This window comes from Streptomyces alboflavus (genome assembly GCF_000716675.1).
Classification (GTDB): Bacteria; Actinomycetota; Actinomycetes; order Streptomycetales; family Streptomycetaceae; genus Streptomyces; species Streptomyces alboflavus.
Window position 1 is genome coordinate 82,109 of sequence record NZ_JNXT01000012.1, and the last position, 24,293, is coordinate 106,401.

Here is a 24,293-nt window from a genome sequence, read left to right on the forward strand (position 1 = left end):
AGCAGGCCCCCAAGCAGCCCGACGGGGGACCACTCGACGTGCGGGGCGAGCGAGGACACCACCGCCCTTATGCGTCCCGTGGCCATCGTGGAGAAGTCAGGGGTGTTCATGCTGCCTGCCCTTCGGGCGAGTTGATTTGATGAGGCTGCGGTCTGCCGCGCATCGCGTCGGCGTAGGCCCTGGCCATGTGCGGGAAGTTGGCCCACATGAAGCCCCGGAACTCCACGTGCGAGGCCGTCAGCCGGACGTCCTTGCCCTCTGCCGCACACCACTTCACATAGTCGGCCCGCTCCTTGTCCGGCAGAGAGGCCAGCCGCTCACGGTGCTTGGACCACTGAGCCTGTGCAGCCTGAGTACCAGCCTTCAGAGGCTTGCCCTTGAAGGCCTTACGGCTGTCGGTGATCCGAGAGACGTAGTCGGCAAAGTCCTCATCCGCAGTCGGATCCTCGGACTCGGCAGCCGACGGTGCGTCAACGTCCTCAGCTTCCGTCTCAGGCCCTGTCTCCTCGTCCGGCAGACCGGAACCCAATGCGTCTGCCAGGTACCGGGAGAAGCGCACGGAGTGTTCAAGGCACAGGTCCCACGAGCGGTCCCCTAGGTTCAGGGTTTCGGTCGCCTCTGTCTGTGTTCCGTCCTTGGACAGGCACCCATCGCAGACGACCTTTTCCACGTAGCTGATGACCTGAACTGTTGTGCGCACAGTCCCCCCAGGGCTGATGAGGCAGAGCGAGTCACTGACGGCCGGAGAAGCACTCTCAACGGCTTGCGATCCCTCTTGAGTGAGCGGGATTTCGAAACTCCACTCATCTCAGCATCAGGCGATAACGAAACGATTAATGTGCCATCACGGAACAGTCAATACATTTCTTTGGATACGGGGGTTATGCGATAGCTAGATTTATGCGAGGACCGCAGGGGCGCTGTCCTTCGACCGTGTACGGGTTTCATTATTTCTGAAGCCCTGTACGCCTCGCTGAGCCGCTACCGCGGATCCGACGAGGAAAAGGCTCACAGGTTGCTCTACGAGGCCTCAGAACGGCTCTCGGAGTCTGCGTATGGGCCCTCCGGGCTCGAATCCCGTATCGGCGTCGGCTGGAGCGTGGTGAGGAATCATCATCACTGTTGCCTGCGTCACAGCCTGTCCCGGTGCTCATCAGAGGACGCGTACATTATTGATGACGGCCGGGGTTATATACCCCGGCCGATCTGCTACAGACAACGACTGATCCGATCCGACCCCACCCCTGAAGGTGGGGATGTTGGTTGAGCGATGATCTGCCACCTCCCCTTAGGAGGGTGGTGCGGATGGTGTGAGACAGATGAGCCCCCATGAGGGTTCACGGGGGCTCAGGCTTGCTGGGATATTCGGTTCTACCTGTCGGCGTTGCCTTTCCAGCGGCCTCCCTCGCCTGAGGTGTAACTGTCGCCCAGGGAATCTATGCCCACAGCTGAACGGGACTTCGGCTTGGGAGCCTTCTCCTGCTTGCCCTCCTGGGCCTTCTGCTTGCTCTGCTCGTCCTGCTTCGGGTCCTGCTGTTCCTTCGCCATCAGAGTTCTCCTCGTTCGATGTTCCCCCGGGTTCAGTAGCTCACCGATGCCTCATGGTCAGAACCTGGCGTAGGCCGAACGGGTGACGAAGTTGTACACAGCCGTCGAGTTGTCCACCAAGATCCACAGCGGTGCCGTTCCAGGTCGAGAGTCAGGGCCTGGAGGTGGTCTACATGACCCGGCAGGCAGCAGCTCGACGACGGGGACGAGGACCAGGCCGCGGGAGTCGACGGGTGCCATGGCAGCACTGGACGGCCGAGGCCCCGACCATCCGGCCGGGGCCCGAGCCAGCCTCACAAGGCGTCAGGGCGTCCACTCCACAGTGGCCTTGAGGATTCCCTTGGTCGGCTTCGACTCATCAAAGGTATTGTCCGCCTTCTTGGTGTCGAGTTCCGGATACCTCACGATCTTCCCGCCGTACAGGTGCAGGTTGTCCATGTAGTCGGCCCGGTACTTCTCACTCTGGCCTTCGCGGAAGCCGGTGAACTGACTCGCATAGGTGCTGAACTCATTGTGCCCCGCCACGATGTCCACGCCCTTGGGCATGGCCGTGGTGGAAAGCACCGTGAAGCCAGCGAGCTGAGCGAAGGCGCCGTTCATGGTCACGCCCGCCGCCCCGTACTCAGAAGCATTGGCTACGGCCGGATACTCGACCAGATACCGCTTCACCTTCGGTGACACGACCACGTAGCGGCCCTCTGGAACGTCGTTGTCGTCCAGGGCCAGCATCATGTCCAGGATGGCGCTGAAGAGGGCCCTGGGGGCGCTCTCAGGCGTCGCCTTGATGGTCGGTGCTGCTGTAGCCCCCTTGGCGATGATGCCGCCCATGAACGTGTCCGCCGCGCGGGCCAGGGCACGGATCATCTGTCGGTTGATCGGAGAATCAAGGCCACCAGCAAGCTGGATACGCTCAGCATCTTCGACGAGCACCTGAAGGTACTTTGCTTCAGTGATTGAAAGCCTCTGATCAACCGTCTCAGGACGCTGAGAAGTCATCCCCTCAGCGATCGTGTAATTTCCTACCGTGGGACGCACCAGCGAGTTGATGTGAACGACATCCCCCTGCTTGCGGATAGTTCCCTCATACTTATTGTTGGAGACCCACCGAGAGGCCCAAACAAGCAGAGGGTCAAACTGTTCCAGTAGTTTAGAATCCCACATCTGGGGATTGAAGGTGCCAGTCGCAGGATTCTGATAGCTGTAAAGCAAAGGCAAAACTCCAATTCAGCGGTTACGGGTGTCGAGAGAGATTCCAGGAGAGTAGGCGCGACGATTTCCCTTGATGCCTGCTGACTGCTTAGGTGACGGGGCTTCTTGCATGCCGAGCTGAGGAAACTTCGGCGGCTTCCCGGGGATGGAATCAATGAACTTCTTGATCACGTCACTGTTCGGGTAACCGTCATCACCCAGGAACGAATCCATCTTGAGGTATTCCATTTTCGGGATACTTGAGAGGGGCATACCTTCAGCAGCAGCATGAGCACAGATTTCAGCGCGGACCATCCTGCCAATAACTTCTTGATTCACCTCGGCACGTGCGGCCTTCAGGGCCTCTTCGGCCATGGTCTCCTTGGCGGTCTGAAACTGTTCCGCCTCCCGCTGCCACTTGTCACGCTCGGCCAGCAACTCGTCATAGGTCAGCGGAAGTCCCGTAGCGGGGTCATTCCCCGGGCCTCCCGCCGAAGCATCAATTCCATGGGCCTCCGTCGAGGTTCCGACACCAGCCTCCGCAGAAACGGAACCGTCTACCGTGTCGCTCAATTCGACACCTCCCTAAGCTACTCATCAATCTGAATCTATCTATCGGTCTACAGCAATCAATTCAACTAAGTAATCGAATACACCCCCCTTAGAGGGGGTAGCGATAGATGGTTGATCAATCGTTAACTGCTATCGATAACTACTTGCTTCCCGCCCCGCCAAGGGGCGGGTAGTTGTAGTTATATAACCAGATGCAGGGAACGTAAGAGAAAACACTGCCCCCCTTACCCCCCATCAGAACAACTCTGGCAAGAGGGTGAGGAGGGAAGTATTTCTCTACGTCTCACATAACCGTCAACTAGGTATCCGCAGAGCCTCATAACGACTTAGGAACTGCCCGGCCGTCAGGCCGTGCCAGAGGCACACCGCCGAGTGTGCATGGCCCCCGGAGGATCACTCCTCCACTAGCTCCGGGTTAAAGCTTCACGCCCGTGCGTCGGCTGCTCGTCACTGGACTCTGACGGTGTTGAGGTGCCCCCACACCTCCCGGTAGCCGTCCAGCTCCTGACCCTCCAGACCTTCGTACTCGTAGATCAGGTTCCTGTTCTTCCCTACGTGGATGCCCGCCCTCCTGAGGCGCTGCGTGCGGGCCCTGGACGCCTTCTGGTGCCCCTGGCAGTACTTCCGGGGCTTGCCAACCTTGCGCGGCTTCTCAGGCGCGTACAGCAGCTCGTTGCAGCAGGGCCATCGGCACCGTTCAGGGTGGAAGCTTTTTCTCTGGATAGTGAACCCTGATCCGCGATCAGTCTCAGTAGAGGGTGCATCCAGCAGATGGGCAAGGGTCGTTGCCTCCCCGGCTCCGGGCCTCTCCTCCATCAGTTGCCGTATCTCCTTATGCCCGGCCTCGGGGTCGAGGGCGGGTTGCATCGCGGCCAGGGCGGCGTCGGCCAGAGAGAGGATTCCGGAGCACGTGGCAGCCATCCGTTCGAACTCCGTCTCCTCTCGCCCAGGCCAAGGGGTGGGCCAGTCTTCCGACTTCTCTTCTCCAGCCGCTCTCAGAAGGGCGTCAGCCTGCTTTTCCAGGCGTGCCCGACCGTTCCTGCCGGAGGGCGGAATTGTCATGTGGCCCTTGCTGGTGTTGCTCAATACAGTCCTCTCAACAGGCAAACAAAAAGGCCCCCGTTCGCCTCGGGGGGCCCTGTGAACACGTCGAACAAATCAATTAACTCTGACGATCAAGCCACTTCTCCAGATCAGCCGGGCGGCACCGGAGTGCCTGACCCACCTTCCGGAACGGGATCTCCTCTCGCTGCCAGTTCCCGTACACCCATGAACGGGGCTTGGCCAAGTAGTTAGCGACATCGTCAACAGTCATCAGCTTGGTCCGCATCGTCCCCCTAAAAGAAATGCCCCCAAGTTCCCTTGGGGGCTAGTTAGATCTGAAGCTGTCTCGGGGCGTCAGGCTTGATCGTCACCGGACTCCGTGAAGGCATTAAGGACTGCCGTTGCCTTGTCTGTCAAGTCGCCTCCCGCTTTCCCGGCGATGGTGGTCAAGTAGCCGTCCCTGCGTGCCCGTTTGAGGTGATCCTTCACGGTCTCTGGGCGACGGTCAATGAGCCGGGACAGCCACGGGATGGGAGCCGGGGCGCCCATATCAGCCATGGACTTGTACGTCGCGGCCAGCAGGGACAGGTACAGCTCCGAGACGCCCGCGCGGGCCAGTTCCCTGCCTGCCGCCAGGCCTGCTTGGTCGATCTTCTGCCCCACCCCCTCCATGGCCCGCTGAAACTCTGGAGCCTGCTCCGCCAGCTTCATGGCCGCTGCCAGGTCGAGCCGCCGAAGGACAGTGGTGGAGATGCCGCGCGCCACGTCGCGCGGGGTGGCCTCTTCCGCTGGCTCGATGGTGATCCGCTGCGGTCCGCCGGTGAGGGGCCCCGTCGGCCACCACATGCGGATCACCCATGCCGTTCCCTGCTGCTGGGTCAGTTCCAACCCGCTCTCGTGTGCCTCCATGCCTTCGAAAGTACCACACAGGGGGCGCCACCCCGTGTTGACAACCTAGGGTGGATGCGGTGCACACTTACGTTTCCGGAGCGACGCACCGGCCCGGTTTGGCACATCGACCGGTCAACTCAACAGAGAGCCAACGTCTGTGGCGAAGAGAGGCAATGGGCTCGGCAGTAGCCCCGTGGAGATCAAGCGAACGGGACGGCCGAACACCTGGGGCGTCCGTACACCCCTTCACTTCAATCCGGCGACCAGCAAGAAGGAGCGCTACTGGATAGGCCGAGAGTTCAAGACCAAGACCGAGGCGGAGCGGGCGCTACGCCGCTGGCTCAGCGACCACGAGGCAGGAACGCTCACCCCTCGGTCAGACATGACCATGGGACAGCTCATGGACTCATGGCTCGCCAAGCACCGAGGTGAGGGCACCACCCGGGAGGGCTACGAGCCGAAGATCCGGCTGCACATCAAGCCGCACATAGGCACGGTGAAGGTAGTGGAGGTGACAGACGAGCGCCTGGACGAGCTGTACCGGCTGCTGGAGGTCAAGCCCGTTGAGACCAACGAGAACAAGCCCTTGGGCCCCAAGAGCGTCCGTCACGTCCACAACATCATCTCTGCCGCCCTGGACTCCGTCACCGGCCCCAGGAAGCTCCTGACGGTGAACCCGGCCCACAGCGCCAACCCGCCCACAGAGCGGCAGATCAAGGCGGCTCAGCCGGACTTCCCGACGCTCAATGATCAGGAGACGGCAAGCTTCCTGGGCCAGATATGGGAGCCGTGCGGCAACAGGGCCTGTGACGGGCTGACCCATCACTGCCTGAGAGACGCCCCGCTGTGGACCTCATACGCGGCCACCTCGTGCCGCCGCAGCGAGACCCTGGGCTGGATGTGGGACCTGATCCACTGGGACGACTGCGCCATCGAACTGGCCTGGGTCGTAGTCGAAGAAGGCAACACCTACCGGCTGCGCAAGCTCACCAAGGACGGAGACGACAACGCAATCATCTACGTCGACCAAGCCCTGATGAACGTCCTCAAGTGGCAGCGGGAGCGTCAGCAAGCCGAGAAGGAACGCCTTGGCCCCCTGTGGGTGGACCACGGCCTGGTCTTCGCCCGTGACGGCTTCAAGCTCCGGAAGGGGCGCACGGCGGGCGGCCCGCAGGACCCGGAGAAGGTCTCTGCCCGCTGGCGCACAGCCCGCACACGGATGAAGCTGCCGGACGGCTTTCGACTGCATGACTGGCGAGCATCGAAGATCACAAACGATCTCGACAACCACGAGAACCCGGTAGAGGTCTCCGCCAACGCCCGTCACCACTCGCCGGGCTACACCATGACGCGCTACGGCAGGCGTCGCGCCGAGGGAGCCAAGAAGCTGGCCGCGTCCAGCGCATCCCGGATCGGTCTCGCATCCCTGGTCTGACCAGGAAACTCTCTGGGCCGTTGGTCACGTGGTTGGTCACGCCACTGCCCAGACATGAAGAAAGCCCCTCGTGAGGGGCCATTCTTACTGGTGTCCGAGGGGGGACTTGAACCCCCACGCCCGATAAAGGGCACTAGCACCTCAAGCTAGCGCGTCTGCCATTCCGCCACCCGGACTAGGTGTCTGTCGCTCCGGGGTGTTTCCCTCGGCGACGAAGACAACAATACCAAGGTTTCGGAGTGCCTTTCACCTGCGTATCCGTGACCTACGCCGGGTGGCCGCGCAACACGCGGCACGGCGCGCGAGCGCACCTAAGGTTTCACCATGAGTGACGGTTTGCTTACCCATTCTCCGGGTGAGGGGCGGGTCCGGCGGCCCCGGGTCCTCTCGCCGCTGCGCGAGCATCTGCGGGACACGATGTGGTTCGCGCCCACGGTGGGGCTCATCGGCTCCCTGTTGCTGTGGTGGGCGGCCGCGGAGGTGGACGCGGAGCTGGTGCGCCTCCTCCAGGACGACGAGGAGTACGACACCCTCAAGGACCTGAACCGGCTCGCCGAGGACGCCAAGACGGTCATCAGCACCATCAGCTCGGCGATGATGACCTTCATCGGTGTCGTCTTCAGCATCTCTCTGGTGGCCGTGCAGATGGCCAGCGGCCAGTTCAGTCCCCGGGTGGTGCGGCTCTACGTCCGCTCCCGGATCACCAAGATCACGCTGACGGTCTTCCTCGCGACGTTCCTGTTCTCCCTGCTGACGCTGGCGTCCTTCGACAGCGAGCAGGATCCGCGCCTGGTGACGAGCGTGCCCTTGATCGAGGGCCTGCTCGCGGCCCTCATGGTGCTGCTGAGCCTGCTCCTGTTCATCGCCTACGTGAACGGCACGCTGCGCATGATGCGCATCGGCTTCGTGATCGACCGGATCGCGCGCGAGGCGTTCCGGGTGGCCGTGCGGCATCCGACCGAGGAAGAGCTCGACGACGACCGCCTCGGGCCCGAGACGGCCCGGATCACCCATGACGGCCGGGCCGGGGTGCTGCGGGACGTGCACATCGCGCGGGTGGTGCGGGCCGCACGGCGCCAGGGGGTCGTGCTGCGGCTGCTGCCGCGCATCGGGGACTTCATGGTGCCGGGCACGCCGGTGTTCGCGGTGTACGGCGGCCCCGCTCCCGGTCGCCGCGCGCTGCGCTACGCGGTGTCGGTCGGGGTGGAGCGGACCTTCCACCAGGACCTCGGCTTCGGGCTCCGGCAGCTGTCCGACATCGCGCTGCGTGCCCTGTCGCCGGCGGTGAACGACCCGACGACCGCCGTGCAGGCCCTGGACCGGATCGTGCAGTTCCTGGCGTCGGTCGCCCGCTATCCGCTGGGCGCGCTGCCCCATCGCGACCGGCGCGGGACGGTGCGGCTCGTGCAGCCGGTGCCCGACTGGCAGGACCTGGTGGACCTCGGGCTCACCGAGATCCGCGGCTGCGCGGCCGAGCATCCCCAGGTCACCCGGCGCATGCTGGCCGGGATCGACGATCTGCTCCTGCTGGCGCCCGAAGGTCGCAGGGCGCCGCTCCTGCGGCACCGGGCGCTCCTGGAGCAGGCGGTGGAGCGACTGGTGCCGGAGGCGGCGGACCGCGACTTCGCGCTGCTGCCGGACCGGCAGGGCATCGGGTAGCGGACGGCCCTGCCCCGTCCGGGCCCACCGCGGACCCAGCCGATGCGGTGGGGGTACGGCGCCACACTCCCGCACCCCCACCCCCGGCTCAGGCCATCAGGTGATAGCTGGGGAAGTTCCCCGGCGCCCGCTCCCCCGCCGCGCCCTGTGTGACGGCCCGCACCAGCAGTTCCCCGCCGACGAACGCGCCGCGCCAGGACGCGCCGAAGCCGCCGAACAGCTCGTCGCGGTCCCCGCGAGAACGGGGCTTGCCCCGGCCGGTCTTGAACGCCCGTATCTGCGGCGCCAGCCGGTCGAACGTCTCCGGGTCGTCGGTGGACAGCGTGGCGACCAGCGCGCCGTTGGAGGCGTTCATGGCGGCGAGCAGCTCCGCCTCGGTGTCGACGAGCACGATCGTGTCGACAGGACCGAACGGCTCCGCGTGGTGCAGCGGGGACGACGGCGGTGGTGCGAGCAGGGTGACCGGCTGGACGTACGCGGACGTGTCCTGGCCGGGCAGGAAGAGGTCCGCGTCGGGGGCTCCTCGGTACAGCGGCACGGCACCGCGGTTGACGGCTTCCGCGACCTGGTCGGTCAGCTCCTTGGCCTTGGCCGCGTTGATCAGTGGGCCGAAGTCCAGTTGCGGGAACGGCTCGTCGGGCCCGGCGACGGCGAGCGGGTGGCCGACGCGCACGGTCCGCACGGCGGGCAGGTACGCGGCCAGGAAGGAGTCGAACAGCTCGCGCTGGACGACGAAGCGGGGGTAGGCCGTGCAGCGCTGCTTGCCGTAGTCGAAGAGCTTGGGGATCACCGCGCCGAGCGTGTCCCAGTCGCTGTAGTTCCAGATGCCCCAGGTGTTCAGTCCCTCCTGTTCGAGGATGTGTCGTTTGCCGAGGTCGGCCACGGCCGTGGCGACCGCCGCGCCCGTGTCCCGGCCGCCGACGAAGGAGACGCAGCCGATCTCGGGGGCGCGCACGAGTGCTTCGGACAGCTCACCGCCGCTGCCGCTGACGAGGGTGACGGGAATCCCTTCGCGGGCGGCGAGCGCGGAGGCCAGTGTGAGACAGGAGACGCCGCCGTCGGTCGGGGTCTTGGCGATGACCGCGTTGCCTGCCAGTGCCTGTACCAGCATTGCGTGAACGAGCACGCTCATCGGATAGTTCCAGCTCGCGATGTTCGAGACGGGCCCGTCCAGCGGTGACCTGCCCTCGACCATCGGCCCGATGCCGTCGACGTACCAGCGGACGCCGTCGATGGCCCGGTCCACGTCGGCCTGCGCGAGCCGCCAGGGCTTGCCGATCTCCCAGACGAGCAACAGGGCGAGGAGTTCCCGGTGTTCGGTGAGGCTGTCGAGGGTGGCGGCGACGCGGGCGCGGCGCTCGGGCAGCGGGACGTGGCGCCAGGCCCGGTGCTGGTCGAGCGAGGCGCGCACGGCCCTGCGGGCGGCGTCCGCGTCGAGCCGGGGCGGGCCCGCGATGGGGCTCGCGTCGACGGGGCTGGTGGCGGGCAGGGGGCGGCCGTCGGGGCGCCAGCCGCCGTGCCACAGGTTCAGCACGCGGTCGTCCCTGAAGGCCTCGGGGGCGACGGTGAGGCAGCGCTCCCAGGCGTCGGTCCAGGCCGTTCCTGCCTTGAGGACACGAGGGGTGCGGGGGCCGTCGGGGACGGAGGAGGTGTCGAGGGTCGGTGTCGTGGGTGCCATTCGGTTCTCTCCGCTCACGGTGCACAGTCGGGGCGGGGTGCATGGCTGCGCGTACGGGACGGCGGTGGCCGCGGTCCTCGTACGTCGCTCGGGGACGGTAGTGGAGTCGCGGCCAGTCACCTATGAGTGAGGTCACTTCGGGCCGGGTCGGGCGTCAGCGTGACGTTTCCGCGAGGCGTTCAAGCACCAACCGGGCAGTCTCCGTAGGTGTGTTGCCGACCTGGACCCCGACGGCCTCCAGTGCGGACTTCTTCGCCCGGGCGGTGCCGGACGTGCCGGAGACGATGGCGCCCGCGTGCCCCATGGTCCGGCCCTCGGGCGCGGTGAACCCGGCGATGTAGGCGACGACGGGCTTGCTCACTGACTCCTTGATGTAGGCCGCCGCGCGCTCTTCCGCGTCGCCGCCGATCTCACCGATGAGGACGATCAGTTCGGTGTCGGGGTCGGCCTCGAAGGCGGTGAGGCAGTCGATGTGAGTGGTGCCGACGACGGGGTCGCCGCCGATGCCCACGCAGGTGGAGAAGCCGGTGTCGCGCAGTTCGTACATGAGCTGGTAGGTGAGGGTCCCGGACTTGGAGACCAGGCCGACGCGGCCGGGCTTGGTGATGTCGGCGGGGATGATGCCCGCGTTGCTCTGGCCCGGTGAGATCAGGCCGGGGCAGTTGGGGCCGATGACGCGGGTGCCGTGCCGCTGGGCGTACGCGTGGAAGACGACGGAGTCGTGGACGGGGATGCCCTCGGTGATGACGACGGCGAGGCCGATCCCGGCGTCCGCCGCCTCCATGACCGCGGCCTTGCTGAAGGCGGGCGGCACGAAGACGACGGTGACGTCCGCGCCGGTGGCGTCGATGCCCGCGCGCACGGAGCCGAAGACGGGCACCGCGCGGTCGTCGAAGTCGACGCTGCGGCCCGCCTTGCGCGGGTTGACGCCGCCGACCACGTCCGTGCCGGCCGCGAGCATGCGCCGGGTGTGCTTCATGCCCTCGCCCCCGGTCATGCCCTGGACGAGGACCTTGCTCTCCTTGGTCAGATAGATGGCCATGGCCGGCTCCTCAGGCTGCGTGGGCGAGTTCGGCGGCGCGGCGTGCGGCGCCGTCCATGGTGGTGGCCTGTTCGACCAGCGGGTGGCCGCGTTCGTCGAGGATGGCGCGCCCCCGTGCGGCGTTGTTGCCGTCGAGCCGGACGACGAGGGGCTTGGTCAGGCGTACGGACTCCAGGGCCCGCACGATGCCGTGGGCGACCGCGTCGCAGGCGGTGATGCCGCCGAAGACGTTCACGAACACGGCGGTGACGGACGGGTCGGAGAGGATGACCGAGAGGCCGTCGGCCATGATCTGGGCGGAGGCGCCGCCGCCGATGTCCAGGAAGTTGGCGGGCCGGGCTCCGCAGCCGGCGACGACGTCGAGGGTGGACATGACGAGGCCCGCGCCGTTGCCGATGACGCCGACCTCGCCGTCGAGCTTCACGTAGTTGAGTCCCTTGGCGGCCGCGGCCGCCTCCAGTCCGTCCGTCTCCGGGTCGTGCGCCGGGCCCTGCGCGCCCCAACGGGTCTGCCGGAAGCGCGCGTTGTCGTCGAGGGTCACTTTTCCGTCAAGTGCGAGGATCTGCCCCTGCGCGGTGCGCACGAGCGGGTTCACCTCGACGAGCTGGGCGTCTTCCCTGATCAGTACGTTCCACAGGGCGGTCAGGGTGTCGGCGGCAGCCTCGGGCAGCCCCGCCGCCGCGGCGATCTCCGCGGCCTTCTCACGGGACACGCCCTCGAAGGGGTCGATCGCCGTCCGGAGCACCGCCTCGGGCCGGGTGGCGGCCACCTCCTCGATGTCCATGCCGCCCTCGGCGGAGGCGATCGCGAGGAATCGCCCCTGGGAGCGGTCGAGTACGTACGAGACGTAGAACTCGGCGTCGATGTCCACGGGTTGGGCGAGCATGACCTCGCGGACCGTGTGGCCCTTGATGTCCATGCCCAGGATCTGCCGGGCGGTCAGCTCCACGGCGGCCGGGTCGCGGGCGAACTTCACGCCGCCCGCCTTGCCCCTGCCGCCGGCCTTGACCTGCGCCTTCACGACGACGCGGCCGCCGAGGCGCTCGGCGCTCGCGCGGGCCCGCTTGGCCGAGTCGGCGACTTCGGCGCGCGGCACCAAGATGCCGTACTCCTCGAAGAGTTCCCTTGCCTGGTACTCGTACAGGTCCATTCCGGCTCCTGTCTGGAAAGTGCCGCACGCCCCCTGGACACCACCCACCGGATGCGGGATAACAAGCTTCATACAGTATTCGTCGACTGTATGCAATGTACTGTGAGGGCGCCCCGAGCGCGGACGAGCGCACTCCAACTCCCCTACGAAGGGACAGGACTTCGCCATGCCCGACGACAGCAGCGACAACAACACCCTCATCTCCGGTGGGCATCTGGTCGCCAAAGCACTCAAGGCGGAGGGCGTGGAGGTCATCTACACCCTCTGCGGCGGACACATCATCGACATCTACGACGGCTGCGTCGACGAGGGGATCGACGTCGTCGACGTACGCCATGAACAGGTCGCCGCGCACGCGGCCGACGGATACGCGCGGATCACCGGCAAGCCCGGCTGCGCCGTGGTGACGGCCGGACCGGGCACCACGGACGCCGTCACAGGCGTCGCGAACGCCTTCCGCGCGGAGTCCCCGATGCTGCTGATCGGCGGCCAAGGGGCCCACACCCAGCACAAGATGGGCTCACTGCAGGACCTGCCGCACGTCGACATGATGACGCCCATCACCAAGTTCGCCGCGACCGTGCCGGACACCGCGCGCGCGGCCGACATGGTGTCCATGGCGTTCCGCGAGTGCTATCACGGCGCTCCGGGGCCCTCCTTCCTGGAGATACCCCGCGATGTGCTCGACGCCAAGGTCCCCGCCGACAAGGCACGCGTCCCGCGCGCGGGCCACTATCGCGCCTCGACCCGCTCGGCCGGCGACCCCGAGGCGATCGAGAAGCTCGCCGACCTCCTCGTGCACGCCGAGAAGCCCGCCATCCTGCTGGGCAGCCAGGTGTGGACGACCCGGGGAACCGCGGCGGCCACCGAACTGGTCCGCACCCTCAACGTGCCCGCCTACATGAACGGAGCGGGACGCGGCACCCTGCCCCCCGGAGACCCGCACCACTTCCAGCTGTCGCGCCGCTACGCCTTCTCCAACGCCGACCTCATCGTCATCGTCGGCACGCCCTTCGACTTCCGCATGGGGTACGGCAAGCGGCTCTCCGCGGAGGCGACGGTCGTCCAGATCGACCTCGACTACCGCACCGTGGGCAAGAACCGCGACATCGACCTCGGCATCGTGGGCGACGCGGGGCTCGTCCTGAAGTCGGTGACCGAGGCGGCGTCCGGGCGCGTCAACGGAGGCGCGTCCCGGCGCAAGGAGTGGCTCGACGAGCTGCGGGCCGCCGAGCAGACGGCCCTCGACAAGCGGCTGCCGAGCCTCAGGTCCGACGCCTCCCCCATCCATCCGTACCGCCTGGTGAGCGAGATCAACGACTTCCTCACCGAGGACTCGATCTACATCGGCGACGGCGGCGACATCGTCACCTTCTCCGGGCAGGTCGTCCAGCCCAAGTCCCCCGGCCACTGGATGGACCCCGGCCCCCTCGGCACGCTCGGCGTCGGCATCCCCTTCGTGCTCGCCGCCAAGCAGGCGCGGCCCGACAAGGAGGTGGTCGCGCTCTTCGGAGACGGCGCCTTCAGCCTCACCGGCTGGGACTTCGAGACCCTCGTGCGCTACGACCTGCCGTTCGTCGGCATCGTCGGCAACAACTCCTCCATGAACCAGATCCGTTACGGCCAGAAGGCCAAGTACGGCCAAGAGCGCGAGCGGGTCGGCAACACCCTCGGAGACGTCCACTACGACAAGTTCGCCCAGATGCTCGGCGGCCACGGCGAAGAGGTCCGCGACCCCGCCGACATCGGCCCCGCGCTGCGCCGCGCCCGCGAGTCCGGCAAACCCTCCCTGATCAACGTGTGGGTCGACCAGGACGCGTACGCCCCCGGAACCATGAACCAGACGATGTACAAGTGAGGTGACACGGACGTGACCAAGGCTCTCGAAGGAATCCGCGTCCTGGACATGACGCACGTCCAGTCCGGCCCCTCCGCCACCCAGCTGCTCGCCTGGCTCGGCGCGGACGTGGTGAAGCTGGAGGCGCCGACCGGCGACATCACACGCAAGCAGCTGCGCGACCTGCCGGACGTGGACTCGCTCTACTTCACGATGCTCAACTGCAACAAGCGGAGCATCACCCTCAACACCAAGACCGAGCGCGGCAAGGAACTCCTCACGGAGCTGATCCGCCGCGCGGACGTGATGGTCGAGAACTTCGGCCCGGGCGCCGTCGACCGCATGGGCTTCACCTGGGAGCGCATCCAGGAGATCAACCCGCGCGTCGTCTACGCCTCGATCAAGGGCTTCGGAGACGGCCCCTACACCAACTTCAAGGCCTACGAAGTCGTCGCCCAGGCCATGGGCGGCTCCATGTCGACGACCGGTTTCGAGGACGGTCCGCCGCTCGCCACCGGCGCGCAGATCGGCGACTCCGGAACCGGCATCCACGCCGTCGCGGGCATTCTCGCCGCCCTCTTCCAGAGGGAGAACACCGGGCGCGGACAGCGCGTGAACGTCGCCATGCAGCACGCTGTGCTCAACCTGTGCCGAGTCAAGCTGCGCGACCAGCAACGTCTCGCGCACGGGCCCCTCGCCGAGTACCCGAACGACGACTTCGGGGACGAGGTGCCGCGCTCCGGGAACGCCTCCGGGGGCGGGCAGCCCGGGTGGGCCGTCAAGTGCGCCCCTGGCGGGCCCAACGACTACGTGTACGTCATCGTGCAGCCCGTCGGCTGGAAGCCCATCACGGAGCTGATCGGGCGACCCGAACTCGCCGACGACCCCGAGTGGGCCACCCCCGAGGCGCGGCTGCCGCAGCTCACCAAGATGTTCCAGCTGATCGAGGAGTGGTCCTCGACGCTGCCCAAGTGGGAGGTCCTCGAACGCCTCAACGCCCACAACATCCCGTGCGGCCCGATCCTGTCGACCAGGGAGATCATCGAGGACGCCTCGCTGGTCGCCAACGAGATGGTCGTCGAGGTCCCGCACCCCGAGCGCGGCGCGTTCACCACCGTCGGCTCGCCGCTGAAGCTCTCCGACTCCCCCGTGGACGTGGTCAGTTCGCCGCTGCTCGGCGAGCACAACGAAGAGGTGTTCATCGGCGAGCTCGGCCTCGGAGACGAGGAACTGCGCCTGCTCAAGTCGAACGGAGTGATCTGATTGCCGGCCGAAGACCGCAAGGAGCGGGTGCGCGCGCTCCTGGACTCCGTGCATGCCAAGGGGCGTACGTCGCTCACGGCGCCGGAGGGCAAGGTCCTGGCGGACGCCTACGGGATCGCGGTGCCCGGGGAGGAGCTGGCACGGGACGTCGACGAGGCGGTGGCGTGCGCGGCGCGCTTCGGCGGGCCCGTCGTCATGAAGATCGTGTCCCCGGACATCCTGCACAAGACCGACGCGGGAGGCGTGGTCGTGGGCGTGGAGGGCGCCGCGGACGTACGGGAGACCTTCCACCGGATCGTCGCCAACGCGCGCGCCTACGCGCCCACGGCGCGCGTCGACGGCGTGCAGGTGCAGGAGCTGCTGCCGTCGGGGCCCGGCGCCCAGGAGGTGATCGTCGGGGCGGTCACCGATCCGACGTTCGGCAAGGTCGTCGCGTTCGGTCTGGGCGGTGTCCTGGTGGAGGTCCTGAAGGACGTCACGTTCCGGCTCGCGCCCGTCGACGCCGACGAGGCCCGCTCGATGCTCGACTCGATCCGGGCGGCCGAGGTCCTGCGCGGTGTGCGGGGCGCGCCCGGCGTGGACCGCTGGGCGCTGGCCGAGCAGATACGCCGGGTGTCGGAGCTGGTCACCGACTTCCCCGAGATCGCGGAGGTCGACCTCAATCCGGTCGTCGCGACCCCCGAGGGCGCGCTCGCCGCGGACATCCGCGTCATCCTCGCCGCCGAGGCCCCCAAGGAGCGGCGCACGTACACGCGCGCGCAGATGCTGGCTTCGATGCGGCGCCTCATGCGGCCCCGCTCCGTCGCCGTCATCGGCGCCTCCAACGAGCCGGGCAAGATCGGCAATTCGGTGATGCGCAACCTCATCGACGGCGGCTTCCCCGGGGAGATCCATCCGGTGAACCCCAAGGCCGATGACATTCTGGGCCGCAAGGCGTACAAGAGTGTCACGGACGTCCCTGGTGAGGTGGATGTGGCGGTCTTCGCGATTCCCGCCAAGTTCGTCGCGTCCGCTCTGGAGGAGGTCGGGCACAAGGGCGTCCCGAACGCGGTCCTCATCCCCTCGGGGTTCGCCGAGACCGGTGAACAGGCCCTCCAGGACGAGATCGTGGCGATCGGCGAGCGGCACGGGGTGCGGCTGCTCGGCCCGAATATCTACGGCTACTACTCGACGTGGCAGGACCTGTGCGCCACGTTCTGCACGCCGTACGACGTGAGGGGCGGGGTGGCGCTCACCTCGCAGTCCGGCGGCATCGGGATGGCGATCCTGGGCTTCGCCCGCGCCACGAAGACGGGTGTCTCGGCGATCGTCGGCCTCGGCAACAAGGCGGACCTCGACGAGGACGACCTCCTGACGTGGTTCGGCGAGGACCCCCACACCCAGTGCATCGCCATGCACCTGGAGGACCTCAAGGACGGCAGGGCGTTCGTGGAGGCCGCGCGGGCCACCGTGCCGAAGAAGCCCGTCGTGGTCCTCAAGGCGGGCCGGACGGCCGCGGGTGCCAAGGCCGCCGGATCGCACACGGGCGCGCTCGCGGGCGACGACGCGGTCTACGACGACATCCTGCGGCAGGCCGGGGTCATCAGGGCCCCTGGGCTGAACGAGATGCTCGAGTACGCGCGGGCGCTGCCGGTCCTGCCGACGCCCCAGGGCGACAACGTCGTCATCATCACCGGGGCGGGCGGCTCGGGCGTGCTGCTCTCCGACGCAGTCACCGACAACGGCCTGCGGCTGATGGACATTCCGCCCGACCTCGACGCGGCGTTCCGCGCGTTCATCCCGCCGTTCGGCGCGGCCGGCAACCCCGTCGACATCACCGGCGGCGAGCCCCCCTCGACGTACGAGGCGACGATCCGGCTCGGCCTGGAGGATCCGCGCATCCACGCGCTCGTACTGGGCTACTGGCACACCATCGTCACCCCTCCCATGGTCTTTGCCGAACTAACGGCCCGCGTGATCGCCGAGTTCCGGGATCGGGGCGTCGACAAGCCGGTCGTCGCGTCGCTCGCGGGCGACGTCGAGGTGGAGGAGGCCTGCCAGTACCTCTTCGAGCGGGGGGTCGTGGCCTACCCGTACACCACGGAGAAGCCGGTCGACGTGCTCGGCGCGAAGTACCGCTGGGCGCGCGCCGCAGGACTCCTTGGGGGCGGTCGATGACGTGACCGGCGCACGGGGCGGCCGACGGTGCGCGTCGGCCGGCCCGGAGCCCGTAGGCGCACGAAAGGGATTGGACAGGGGGCGCTGGCCAGGAACTTTTCGACGCAAGGGGTGCTGAGTGACATGACGACAACCGACATATCCAGGCCCGTCGCCTACCGGGAGGTGACGGATTCCAACGGCCGGATGTACCGCGTCGGCGAGACCGACATCGACATCATGGGCCGCAAACGCAAGTGGATGGTCATCCTGCCGTGGGTGGGCATGATGGGCATCAGCTCGGCCGAGTACGCGTTCGCGTCCGCCGAGGACACGCTGCACACCGCGCACAGCTGGAGCAGTCTGCACATCTTCTGGATGCTGGGCGTCTGGGTCTTCTTCCAGGCCGCCGTGGCCTTCCCCGCGGGCAAGCTCCGCGAGAGCGGGAAGCTCCCGGCCCGCTGGGCGATGATGATCGGCGCGTGCGGCACCCTCCTGGGTTATCTCTCGCTTGCCTTTGCACCGCATGTGGTCGTCGCCTACATCGGGTTCGGCATGTTCAGCGGCATGGGCGCCGGCATGGTGTACGCGACCTGCGTGAACATGGTCGGCAAGTGGTATCCAGAGCGAAAGGGCGGCAAGACCGGCTTCGTCAACGGCGGCTTCGCCTACGGCTCGGTGCCGTTCGTCTTCATCTTCACCGGCTTCATGGACCTGTCCAACTTCCGCTGGGTGCTTGTCTCCGTGGGTCTCTTCCTGGCGGCGACGGTCGCCGTGGCCGGGTACTTCTTCCAGGACCCGCCGAAGAACTGGTGGCCCGCCGAGGTGGACCCGCTGCGCCCGCCCGACGACCCACGGGCCCGGCGCGCCCTGGCGATGAACCCGCCCGCCGTACGGCAGTACACCCCCAAGGAGGCCTGGCAGACCGGTCGCGTCGGACTGATGTGGTTCTGCCTGCTGTGCACCTCGGGCGTGAACATCTTCGGCATCGCGTTCCAGGTGGACATCGGGGAGGACGCCGGGTTCGCGGGCGGAATCGTCGCCACGGCCATGTCCCTGAAGGCCATCGTCAACGGCACCGGACGAGGCGTCATCGGCTGGCTCTCGGACCGCTACGGACGCAAACGCTGCCTGATCTTCGTCTGTATCGTCCTCGGCCTCTCGCAGTACGGCATCCTCTGGTCCGCCGAGATCAAGAACCTGCCGCTGTTCCTGATCTTCTCCAGCATCTCCGGCTTCGGCGGCGGCGCCATCTTCCCGATGTTCGCGGCCATGACGGCGGACTACTTCGGAGAGAACAACAACGCCTCCAACTACGGCCTTGTCTACAGCTCGAAGCTGGTGTCCGGCCTGCTCGGCTCCGGCATGGGAGCCGTGGTGGTGAGCAACTGGGGCCACACCGGCGCGTTCACCCTGGCCGGATCCATATCCCTGTTCGCCGGCTTTGTCGCGCTCTTCCTGTCGCAACCCGGCAGGCCGAACCCCAAGGACATCAACCCCAATCCACAACCCCTAGGTGAGGAGATGGCTTGATATGACGGCGGAGCCCTTCGCCGCAAGCGGCGCGTCCGGCCGCGCGGACACGTCGTACGAGAAGTTCCAGGAGGTCACGGACGCGCGCGGACGCGTCTACCGCATCGGTGAGAGCGACCGGGACATCCTCGGCCGCCCACGCTGGACGATGGTCGTCCTCCCCTGGGTGGCCATGATCGCCATCAGTGTCTTCGAGTACGCCTTCGGAGCGGCCGAGAACACCCTGTCCGCGGCGCACCACTGGTCGTCGTCGAACACCTTCTGGGTGCTGAGCGTGTGGATCTTCTTCCAGGCGGGCGTGTCCTTCCCCGCCGGGAAGCTCCGCGAGAAGGGCATCCTGACCAGCCGCAAGGCCATGCTGACGGGATCGGTCCTGTCGCTGCTCGGGTTCGTCAGCCTCAGCCACGCACCGAACGTGGCGGCCGCGATGGTCGGCTTCGGCCTGCTCGGCGGGATCGGCTCCGGGCTGATCTACTCGACGTGCGTGAACATGGTCGGCAAGTGGTACCCCGAGCGGCGCGGCGGCAAGACGGGCTTCGTCAACGGAGGGTTCGCCTACGGAGCGGTGCCTTTCATCTTCCTGTTCTCCTACGGCTTCGACACCTCCAACTACCGCACGGTGCTGGATCTCGTCGGCTTCTACGTGCTCGCCGTGACCCTGGTGGCGGGCATGTTCTTCAAGGACCCGCCGAAGAACTGGTGGCCGTCCGACATCGATCCGCTGCGGCCCCCCACTGACCCGCGCACCGCCATGGCGCTCGCCAAGAACCCCCCGGCGGCCGCGCAGTTCACGCCCGGGGAGGCGTTACGCACCGGCGTCGTGCCGCTCATGTGGGTGTGCATGCTGTGCTGCGCCGGAGTGTCGATCTTCGGGATCTCCTTCCAGGTCCCGTTCGCCAAGGACATGGGCTTCGGCCCACTCATCGCGGCGTCGTCGATGGGCGTCATGTCGGTGATCAACGGCACGGGGCGGGGCGTCGTGGGCTGGCTCTCCGACCGTCTCGGCCGCCGGTACACCCTCACGTACGTCTGTCTGACGCTGGCCGTCGCCCAGTTCGGTGTCCTGTGGGCAGGCGAGATGCACAACCAGCCGCTGTTCCTGGTCTTCGCCTTCCTGTCCGGCTTCGCCGGTGGCGCGTTCTACCCCCTGTTCGCCGCGCTCGTCCCCGACTACTTCGGAGAGAACAACAACGCGTCCAACTACGGCATGGTCTACAGCGCGAAGCTCGTCAGCGGTCTCTTCGGAGGCGGCCTCGGCGCGATGGTCGTCGACTCCTGGGGCTACGTCGGCGCCTACGTGATGGCCGGTGGGGTGTCGCTGCTCGCGGCGGCCCTGTCGCTGCTGCTGCACCAGCCGGGGGCACCACGCGCGCGTGGTGCCACGGTGTGACGTCCAGCCGGTGCACCAGGCCGGCGTTCCAGGGGGAGGGGGTGTGGCCCGCCGGTCCGGCGGGCCACACCCCCTCCCCTGTTTCAGTCGCCGCAGCGCTCCCGGAGGGAGTGCAGGTGCGCGCTGGACTTGCGGGCGAACGCGTAGGACTCGGCCGGGTTGTCGTGCTCGGCCTGCCAATGGTGGTAGCGGCGCCCGTGGTGGGTGCGGGCGGTCACCTTGGACAGGAACCTCTTGTAGTCGATGTCGCCGTCACCGACGTCCGACATGCGGTAGCCGTCCCGGGTGGAGTCGTCCCGGACGCCGTCCTTGACGTGGAACAGCGGGTAGCGGTGCGGTCGCTTGAGGACGTAGTCCAGCGGGTCGAAGGGCCGCGGGGTGCCGTCCACCTGCTTGCCGAAGCGGAACTGCGCGGAGTACGCCCAGTAGATGTCCATCTCCAGGAACACGTGGTCCGGGTCGGTCTCGGCGAGCAGCACGTCGTAGAGGCGCACGCTCGGCTTGTCCGTGGCGAAGGAGAACTCCTCGGCGTGGTTGTGCTGGTAGAACTTCATCCCCCGCGCGCGTGCCGCTTCTCCGTACGTGTTGAAGTCCTCCGCGGCCCGCTTCCACCCGTCGACGGTCGAGCCGTAGCGGAAGGGGCCCGACGCGGTGCCGATGTGCTTGAGGCCGAGCGCCTCGGCGTCGTCGAGGACCTTGGTGAGGTTCTGCGCGAACGTGTACGCGTTCGGGTTGCCGTTGTCGTAGTAGCCGACGTGGCTGCCGATCGGATTCAGTCCGTGGTCGTGAGCCAGCTTCTTGAGCTGTGCGAGTGTGATGGGGCCCGCGGAGCCCTGGGTGTATCCGGCGAACTCGATCTCGTCGTAGCCGTAGCGCTCCAACTCGCGGAAGACGGTGGCGAATCCGGCGGTGGAGACCCGGTCGCGGAGGCTGTAGAGCTGGATGCCGAGGCGGCCGGGCGGCAGGACGGGGCGGCCCCGGCCCTTGCCCCGCGCCGCCGGGGCGGGCTCGGCCGCGGCCGCGGGTGCCGTGGCGGCGACGCTGCCGACGAGCGCGGCCGCGGTGGTGCCCGCGGCGACGCCGAGCATGCCGCGGCGGCTGAGTCTGTGGGCGAGCTCGGGGTCGTCCGGGGTGTGTTTGCGGCTCATGCGGTATCTCCCTGGCTGGCTGGGTGGGGTTCAGGGGTGGTTTCAGGGGTCGGGGGCTGATCACGGGTCGAGGACTGATCAGGGATCAGTTCGAATGCGGGATCAGGGTGAGGTCGGGGGCGGACCCTGATGGCGTGGTCCGCGCCCTCTGGTTCAGTGGAGACAGATCGCTCAAGCCAGGCCGGCGAGGCGCAGCAGGAGCGATTTCACATCGGTGGCCGCGACGCGGCCGGTGACGGCGTGGGGGGTGGAGCACAGGATGAGCGGCCCGGAGTCCAGGTCATCGCTCGTGGGGAGGCGGCCGTGGCTGCCGCGAATAGGTGAGGGGTCCAGGGGCACGACCGCCATGCGGTAGCGCATGCCGAGCTTCTTGCGGGCGAGGGCGCCCGCGGCCTTGAGGCGGACGTAGGGGTCCTGGGGGTCCATGAACAGCTCGACGGGGTCGTAGCCGGGCTTGCGGTGGATTTCGACGAGCTGCGCGAAGTCGGGCGCGCGGGCGTCGTCGAGCCAGTAGTAGTACGTGAACCATGCGTCCGGCTCGGCGATAGCGACGAGTTCGCCGGAGCGCGGGTGGTCCAGGTGGTGGGTCTTCTTGCCCTCGTCGTCGAGGAGCTGCTCGATGCCGGGCAGGTCGGCGAGAGCGGCACGGGTGGCCTCCAGGTCCTCGGGCCGCCGGACGTAGACGTGCGCGATCTGGTGGTCGGCGACGGCGAAGGCGCGGGACGCCATCGGGTCGAGGTACTCCATGCCGTCCTGCGTATGCACGTCCAGCAGGCCGGCGCGGCGCAGGGCGCGGTTGATGTCGACGGGGCGGCTGACCCGGGTGATGCCGTACTCGGACAGGGCGACGACGGTGCGGCCCTCTGCCTGGGCCTGGTCCAGGAGCGGGGCCAGTGCCGTGTCGAGGTCGGCGGCCGCCTGGTGGGAGCGCGGGTCGTCGGGGCCGAAGCGCTGCAGGTCGTAGTCGAGGTGAGGGAGGTAGCACAGGGCCAGGTCGGGCCGGCGGGTGGTGAGGATGTGGCGGGTGGCGTCGACGATCCAGCGGCTGGAGACGATGTCCGCGCCCGGGCCCCAGAAGTGGAAGAGGGGGAAGGTGCCGAGCTTCTCGGTGAGTTCGTCGTGCAAGGCCGGGGGCCGGGTGTAGCAGTCGGGTTCCTTGCGGCCGTCGGCGTAGTAGACGGGGCGGGGGGTGACGGTGAAGTCGGTGTCGGCGCCCATGGCGTACCACCAGCAGATGTTGGCGACGGTGTAGCCGGGGTGCGCGCGGCGGGCGGCGTCCCACAGCTTGTCGCCGGAGACAAGGCCGTTGTGCTGGCGCCACAGCAGGACGTCGCCGAGCTCGCGGAAGTACCAGCCGTTGCCGACGATGCCGTGCTCGGCAGGCATCGTGCCGGTGAGGAAGGTCGACTGGGCGGCGCAGGTGACGGCGGGCAGGACGGTGCCCAGGGACGCGCGGGAGCCGGACCGGGCGAGGGCTGCGAGGTGCGGCATGTGGTCGAGCAGACGGGGGGTGAGGCCGACGACGTCGAGGACGAGCAGCGGGTTCGGCTGTGTGGGTGCGGGAGGGGTCATGGCAGTTCCTTCAGGCCGAGCTCGGTCAGCAGGTCGCGGGCGAGGGTGAGTTCGGCGGCGATGCCGTCGGCGAGCTGGGGGCGGGCGCGGGGCCGCAGCTCGGGTGGGAGGGCCTGCCAGGTGTAGGTCTCGACTTCGAGGTGGCGCGTGCGGGGGTGCGGTCTGCCCACGAGCCGGGTGAGCGTGTCCTTCAGGACGGGGAGCGTGGAGGTCAGGGGCGCCGCGGGAGGCGCGTGCAGGGGGACGTGGAAGTGGGCGCGCCAGGGCGCCGAGTCGGGCAGGGCGTGGCGGGTGAGGGCCTCGCCGAGGTCGTCGGTGCCACGCAGGGAGGTGGCGACGAGCGTCCCGCCGGCGGCGGCCCCGCCCGGCTCGTGGGGCAGGGTGCGGGTCTGGTGCAGGAAGCGGGGTTCGTCGAAGGCGGCGAGGGCCGCGCGGACGTCCGGCAGGTGCGGGTGTTCGGCGTGCAGGGCGGCGGAGAGCTGGGACTTGACGACGGGGATGTCGGCGGCGGCGAGGGCGTCGAGCGCGGTCCCCGGATCTTCGAAGGAGGTGGCGAGATGACAGGTGTCGACGCAGATGCCGATGCGGTCGTGGCCGATCGCGGTGAGGGGGGCGATGGCGTCGCCGGTGGTCTCCACGGTGCAGCCCGGTTCGGGTTCGAGGCCGACGCGGATGGACTTGCCGGTCAGCTCGGCGAGGGCGTCCAGGCGTTGGGCGAGCGCGACGAGGGCGGTGCGGGCCTCGGCGGCGCGGGTGGCGTCGAAGGTGGTGCGCCAGGCGAGCGGAAGGGTGGAGATGGTGCCTTCGGTGACGTCGTCCGGCAACAGTTGGGCGAGGACACGGGCCAGGGCGGTGGTGTGGGCGAGGCGTTCGGGGTCGGCCCAGTCCGGTTTGTAGACGCGGTACTTGACCTCTTCGGCGCCGAATCCCTCATAGGGGAAGCCGTTGAGGGTGACGACCTCCAGGCCGCGCCGGTCGAGTTCGGCGCGCAGTCCGCGCAGCGCGGCCGGGTCGGTGACCAGGGCGTGGGCGGCGTCCTTGGCGAGCCACAGGCCGATGCCGATGCGGTCGCGGCCAAGGCGCTTGCGTACGGGTTCGCAGTGGTCGCGCAGCTGGGCGAGGACGCCGTCGAGGGTCTCGGCGGGGTGGACGTTCGTGCAGTACGCGAGGTGGACGGTGGACCCGTCGGGGTGGCGGAAGCGCATG

At 67.8% G+C, this 24,293-nt stretch carries 20 protein-coding genes and 1 tRNA gene; 7 read left to right on the forward strand and 14 right to left on the reverse strand.

The window, feature by feature from the left end:
- Positions 1-106: 106 nt before the first annotated feature.
- The 7 genes from OO63_RS11655 to OO63_RS11670 all read right to left on the reverse strand — a co-directional run bounded on the left by OO63_RS11655 (position 107) and on the right by OO63_RS11670 (position 5,262).
- Complete coding sequence (locus OO63_RS11655) at positions 107-700, reverse strand: hypothetical protein (protein WP_030360236.1); 594 nt, start codon at positions 698-700, stop codon at positions 107-109.
- Between the two features lie 671 nt (positions 701-1,371).
- Complete coding sequence (locus OO63_RS45365; RefSeq protein ID WP_157853988.1) at positions 1,372-1,548, reverse strand: hypothetical protein; 177 nt, start codon at positions 1,546-1,548, stop codon at positions 1,372-1,374.
- A gap of 303 nt (positions 1,549-1,851) precedes the next feature.
- Entirely contained in the window at positions 1,852-2,757 is a 906-nt protein-coding gene (locus tag OO63_RS11660; RefSeq protein WP_030360237.1) for a phage major capsid protein, read from the reverse strand.
- A 15-nt stretch (positions 2,758-2,772) separates the two neighbouring features.
- Complete coding sequence (locus tag OO63_RS45370; RefSeq protein WP_157853989.1) at positions 2,773-3,309, reverse strand: hypothetical protein; 537 nt, start codon at positions 3,307-3,309, stop codon at positions 2,773-2,775.
- A gap of 447 nt (positions 3,310-3,756) precedes the next feature.
- On the reverse strand, positions 3,757-4,395 hold the full coding sequence (locus OO63_RS11665; RefSeq protein ID WP_234311283.1) for a hypothetical protein: 639 nt from the start codon (positions 4,393-4,395) through the stop codon (positions 3,757-3,759).
- Positions 4,396-4,471: 76 nt separating this feature from the next.
- Complete coding sequence (locus OO63_RS43410) at positions 4,472-4,639, reverse strand: helix-turn-helix domain-containing protein (RefSeq protein ID WP_346009324.1); 168 nt, start codon at positions 4,637-4,639, stop codon at positions 4,472-4,474.
- Positions 4,640-4,707: 68 nt separating this feature from the next.
- Complete coding sequence (locus OO63_RS11670) at positions 4,708-5,262, reverse strand: hypothetical protein (protein WP_030360239.1); 555 nt, start codon at positions 5,260-5,262, stop codon at positions 4,708-4,710.
- Positions 5,263-5,437: 175 nt separating this feature from the next.
- Here OO63_RS11670 and OO63_RS45375 point away from each other — a divergent pair, with 175 nt between their 5' ends.
- Entirely contained in the window at positions 5,438-6,679 is a 1,242-nt protein-coding gene (locus tag OO63_RS45375) for a tyrosine-type recombinase/integrase (protein WP_157853990.1), read from the forward strand.
- Positions 6,680-6,767: 88 nt separating this feature from the next.
- Here the strand turns inward: OO63_RS45375 and OO63_RS11680 are convergent.
- Positions 6,768-6,855 (reverse strand) — tRNA-Leu (locus OO63_RS11680).
- A gap of 148 nt (positions 6,856-7,003) precedes the next feature.
- On the opposite strand from OO63_RS11680, the gene OO63_RS11685 reads away from it, so the two are divergent.
- The gene (locus tag OO63_RS11685; protein ID WP_051810764.1) at positions 7,004-8,338 is read left to right on the forward strand and encodes a DUF2254 domain-containing protein; all 1,335 of its coding nucleotides are present in this window, start codon (positions 7,004-7,006) and stop codon (positions 8,336-8,338) included.
- 88 nt (positions 8,339-8,426) lie between these two features.
- Here OO63_RS11685 and OO63_RS11690 read toward each other — a convergent pair whose 3' ends face one another.
- From OO63_RS11690 to sucC, 3 genes are all read right to left on the reverse strand, one after another.
- Complete coding sequence (locus tag OO63_RS11690; RefSeq protein ID WP_030360242.1) at positions 8,427-10,016, reverse strand: aldehyde dehydrogenase family protein; 1,590 nt, start codon at positions 10,014-10,016, stop codon at positions 8,427-8,429.
- A 154-nt stretch (positions 10,017-10,170) separates the two neighbouring features.
- A complete protein-coding gene (gene sucD, locus OO63_RS11695) occupies positions 10,171-11,058 on the reverse strand; it encodes a succinate--CoA ligase subunit alpha (RefSeq protein ID WP_030360243.1) in 888 nt (295 codons plus the stop codon).
- 10 nt (positions 11,059-11,068) lie between these two features.
- A complete protein-coding gene (gene sucC / locus OO63_RS11700) occupies positions 11,069-12,208 on the reverse strand; it encodes an ADP-forming succinate--CoA ligase subunit beta (RefSeq protein WP_030360244.1) in 1,140 nt (379 codons plus the stop codon).
- Between the two features lie 166 nt (positions 12,209-12,374).
- Here sucC and OO63_RS11705 point away from each other — a divergent pair, with 166 nt between their 5' ends.
- The 5 genes from OO63_RS11705 (at position 12,375) to OO63_RS11725 (ending at position 20,367) form a co-directional block, all read left to right on the forward strand.
- Positions 12,375-14,066: a thiamine pyrophosphate-binding protein gene (locus OO63_RS11705; protein WP_030360245.1), complete on the forward strand. Its 1,692-nt coding sequence runs from the start codon at positions 12,375-12,377 to the stop codon at positions 14,064-14,066.
- 12 nt (positions 14,067-14,078) lie between these two features.
- Complete coding sequence (frc, locus tag OO63_RS11710; RefSeq protein ID WP_030360246.1) at positions 14,079-15,308, forward strand: formyl-CoA transferase; 1,230 nt, start codon at positions 14,079-14,081, stop codon at positions 15,306-15,308.
- The gene (locus tag OO63_RS11715) at positions 15,309-17,465 is read left to right on the forward strand and encodes an acetate--CoA ligase family protein (RefSeq protein ID WP_030360247.1); all 2,157 of its coding nucleotides are present in this window, start codon (positions 15,309-15,311) and stop codon (positions 17,463-17,465) included.
- A 123-nt stretch (positions 17,466-17,588) separates the two neighbouring features.
- Positions 17,589-18,977 carry an OFA family MFS transporter gene (locus OO63_RS11720; RefSeq protein WP_030360248.1) on the forward strand — a complete coding sequence of 463 codons (1,389 nt, stop codon included), beginning with the start codon at positions 17,589-17,591 and terminating at the stop codon, positions 18,975-18,977.
- A 1-nt stretch (position 18,978) separates the two neighbouring features.
- The gene (locus OO63_RS11725; RefSeq protein WP_030360249.1) at positions 18,979-20,367 is read left to right on the forward strand and encodes an OFA family MFS transporter; all 1,389 of its coding nucleotides are present in this window, start codon (positions 18,979-18,981) and stop codon (positions 20,365-20,367) included.
- 83 nt (positions 20,368-20,450) lie between these two features.
- On the opposite strand, the gene OO63_RS11730 is transcribed toward OO63_RS11725, so the two are convergent.
- The 3 genes from OO63_RS11730 to eboE all read right to left on the reverse strand — a co-directional run bounded on the left by OO63_RS11730 (position 20,451) and on the right by eboE (position 24,292).
- Complete coding sequence (locus OO63_RS11730) at positions 20,451-21,515, reverse strand: sugar phosphate isomerase/epimerase family protein (protein ID WP_030360250.1); 1,065 nt, start codon at positions 21,513-21,515, stop codon at positions 20,451-20,453.
- A gap of 171 nt (positions 21,516-21,686) precedes the next feature.
- Complete coding sequence (locus tag OO63_RS11735) at positions 21,687-23,087, reverse strand: alkaline phosphatase family protein (protein WP_030360251.1); 1,401 nt, start codon at positions 23,085-23,087, stop codon at positions 21,687-21,689.
- A complete protein-coding gene (gene eboE, locus OO63_RS11740) occupies positions 23,084-24,292 on the reverse strand; it encodes a metabolite traffic protein EboE (protein ID WP_030360252.1) in 1,209 nt (402 codons plus the stop codon). Before eboE ends, OO63_RS11735 begins: the two co-directional genes overlap by 4 nt.
- Position 24,293: the final 1 nt, after the last annotated feature.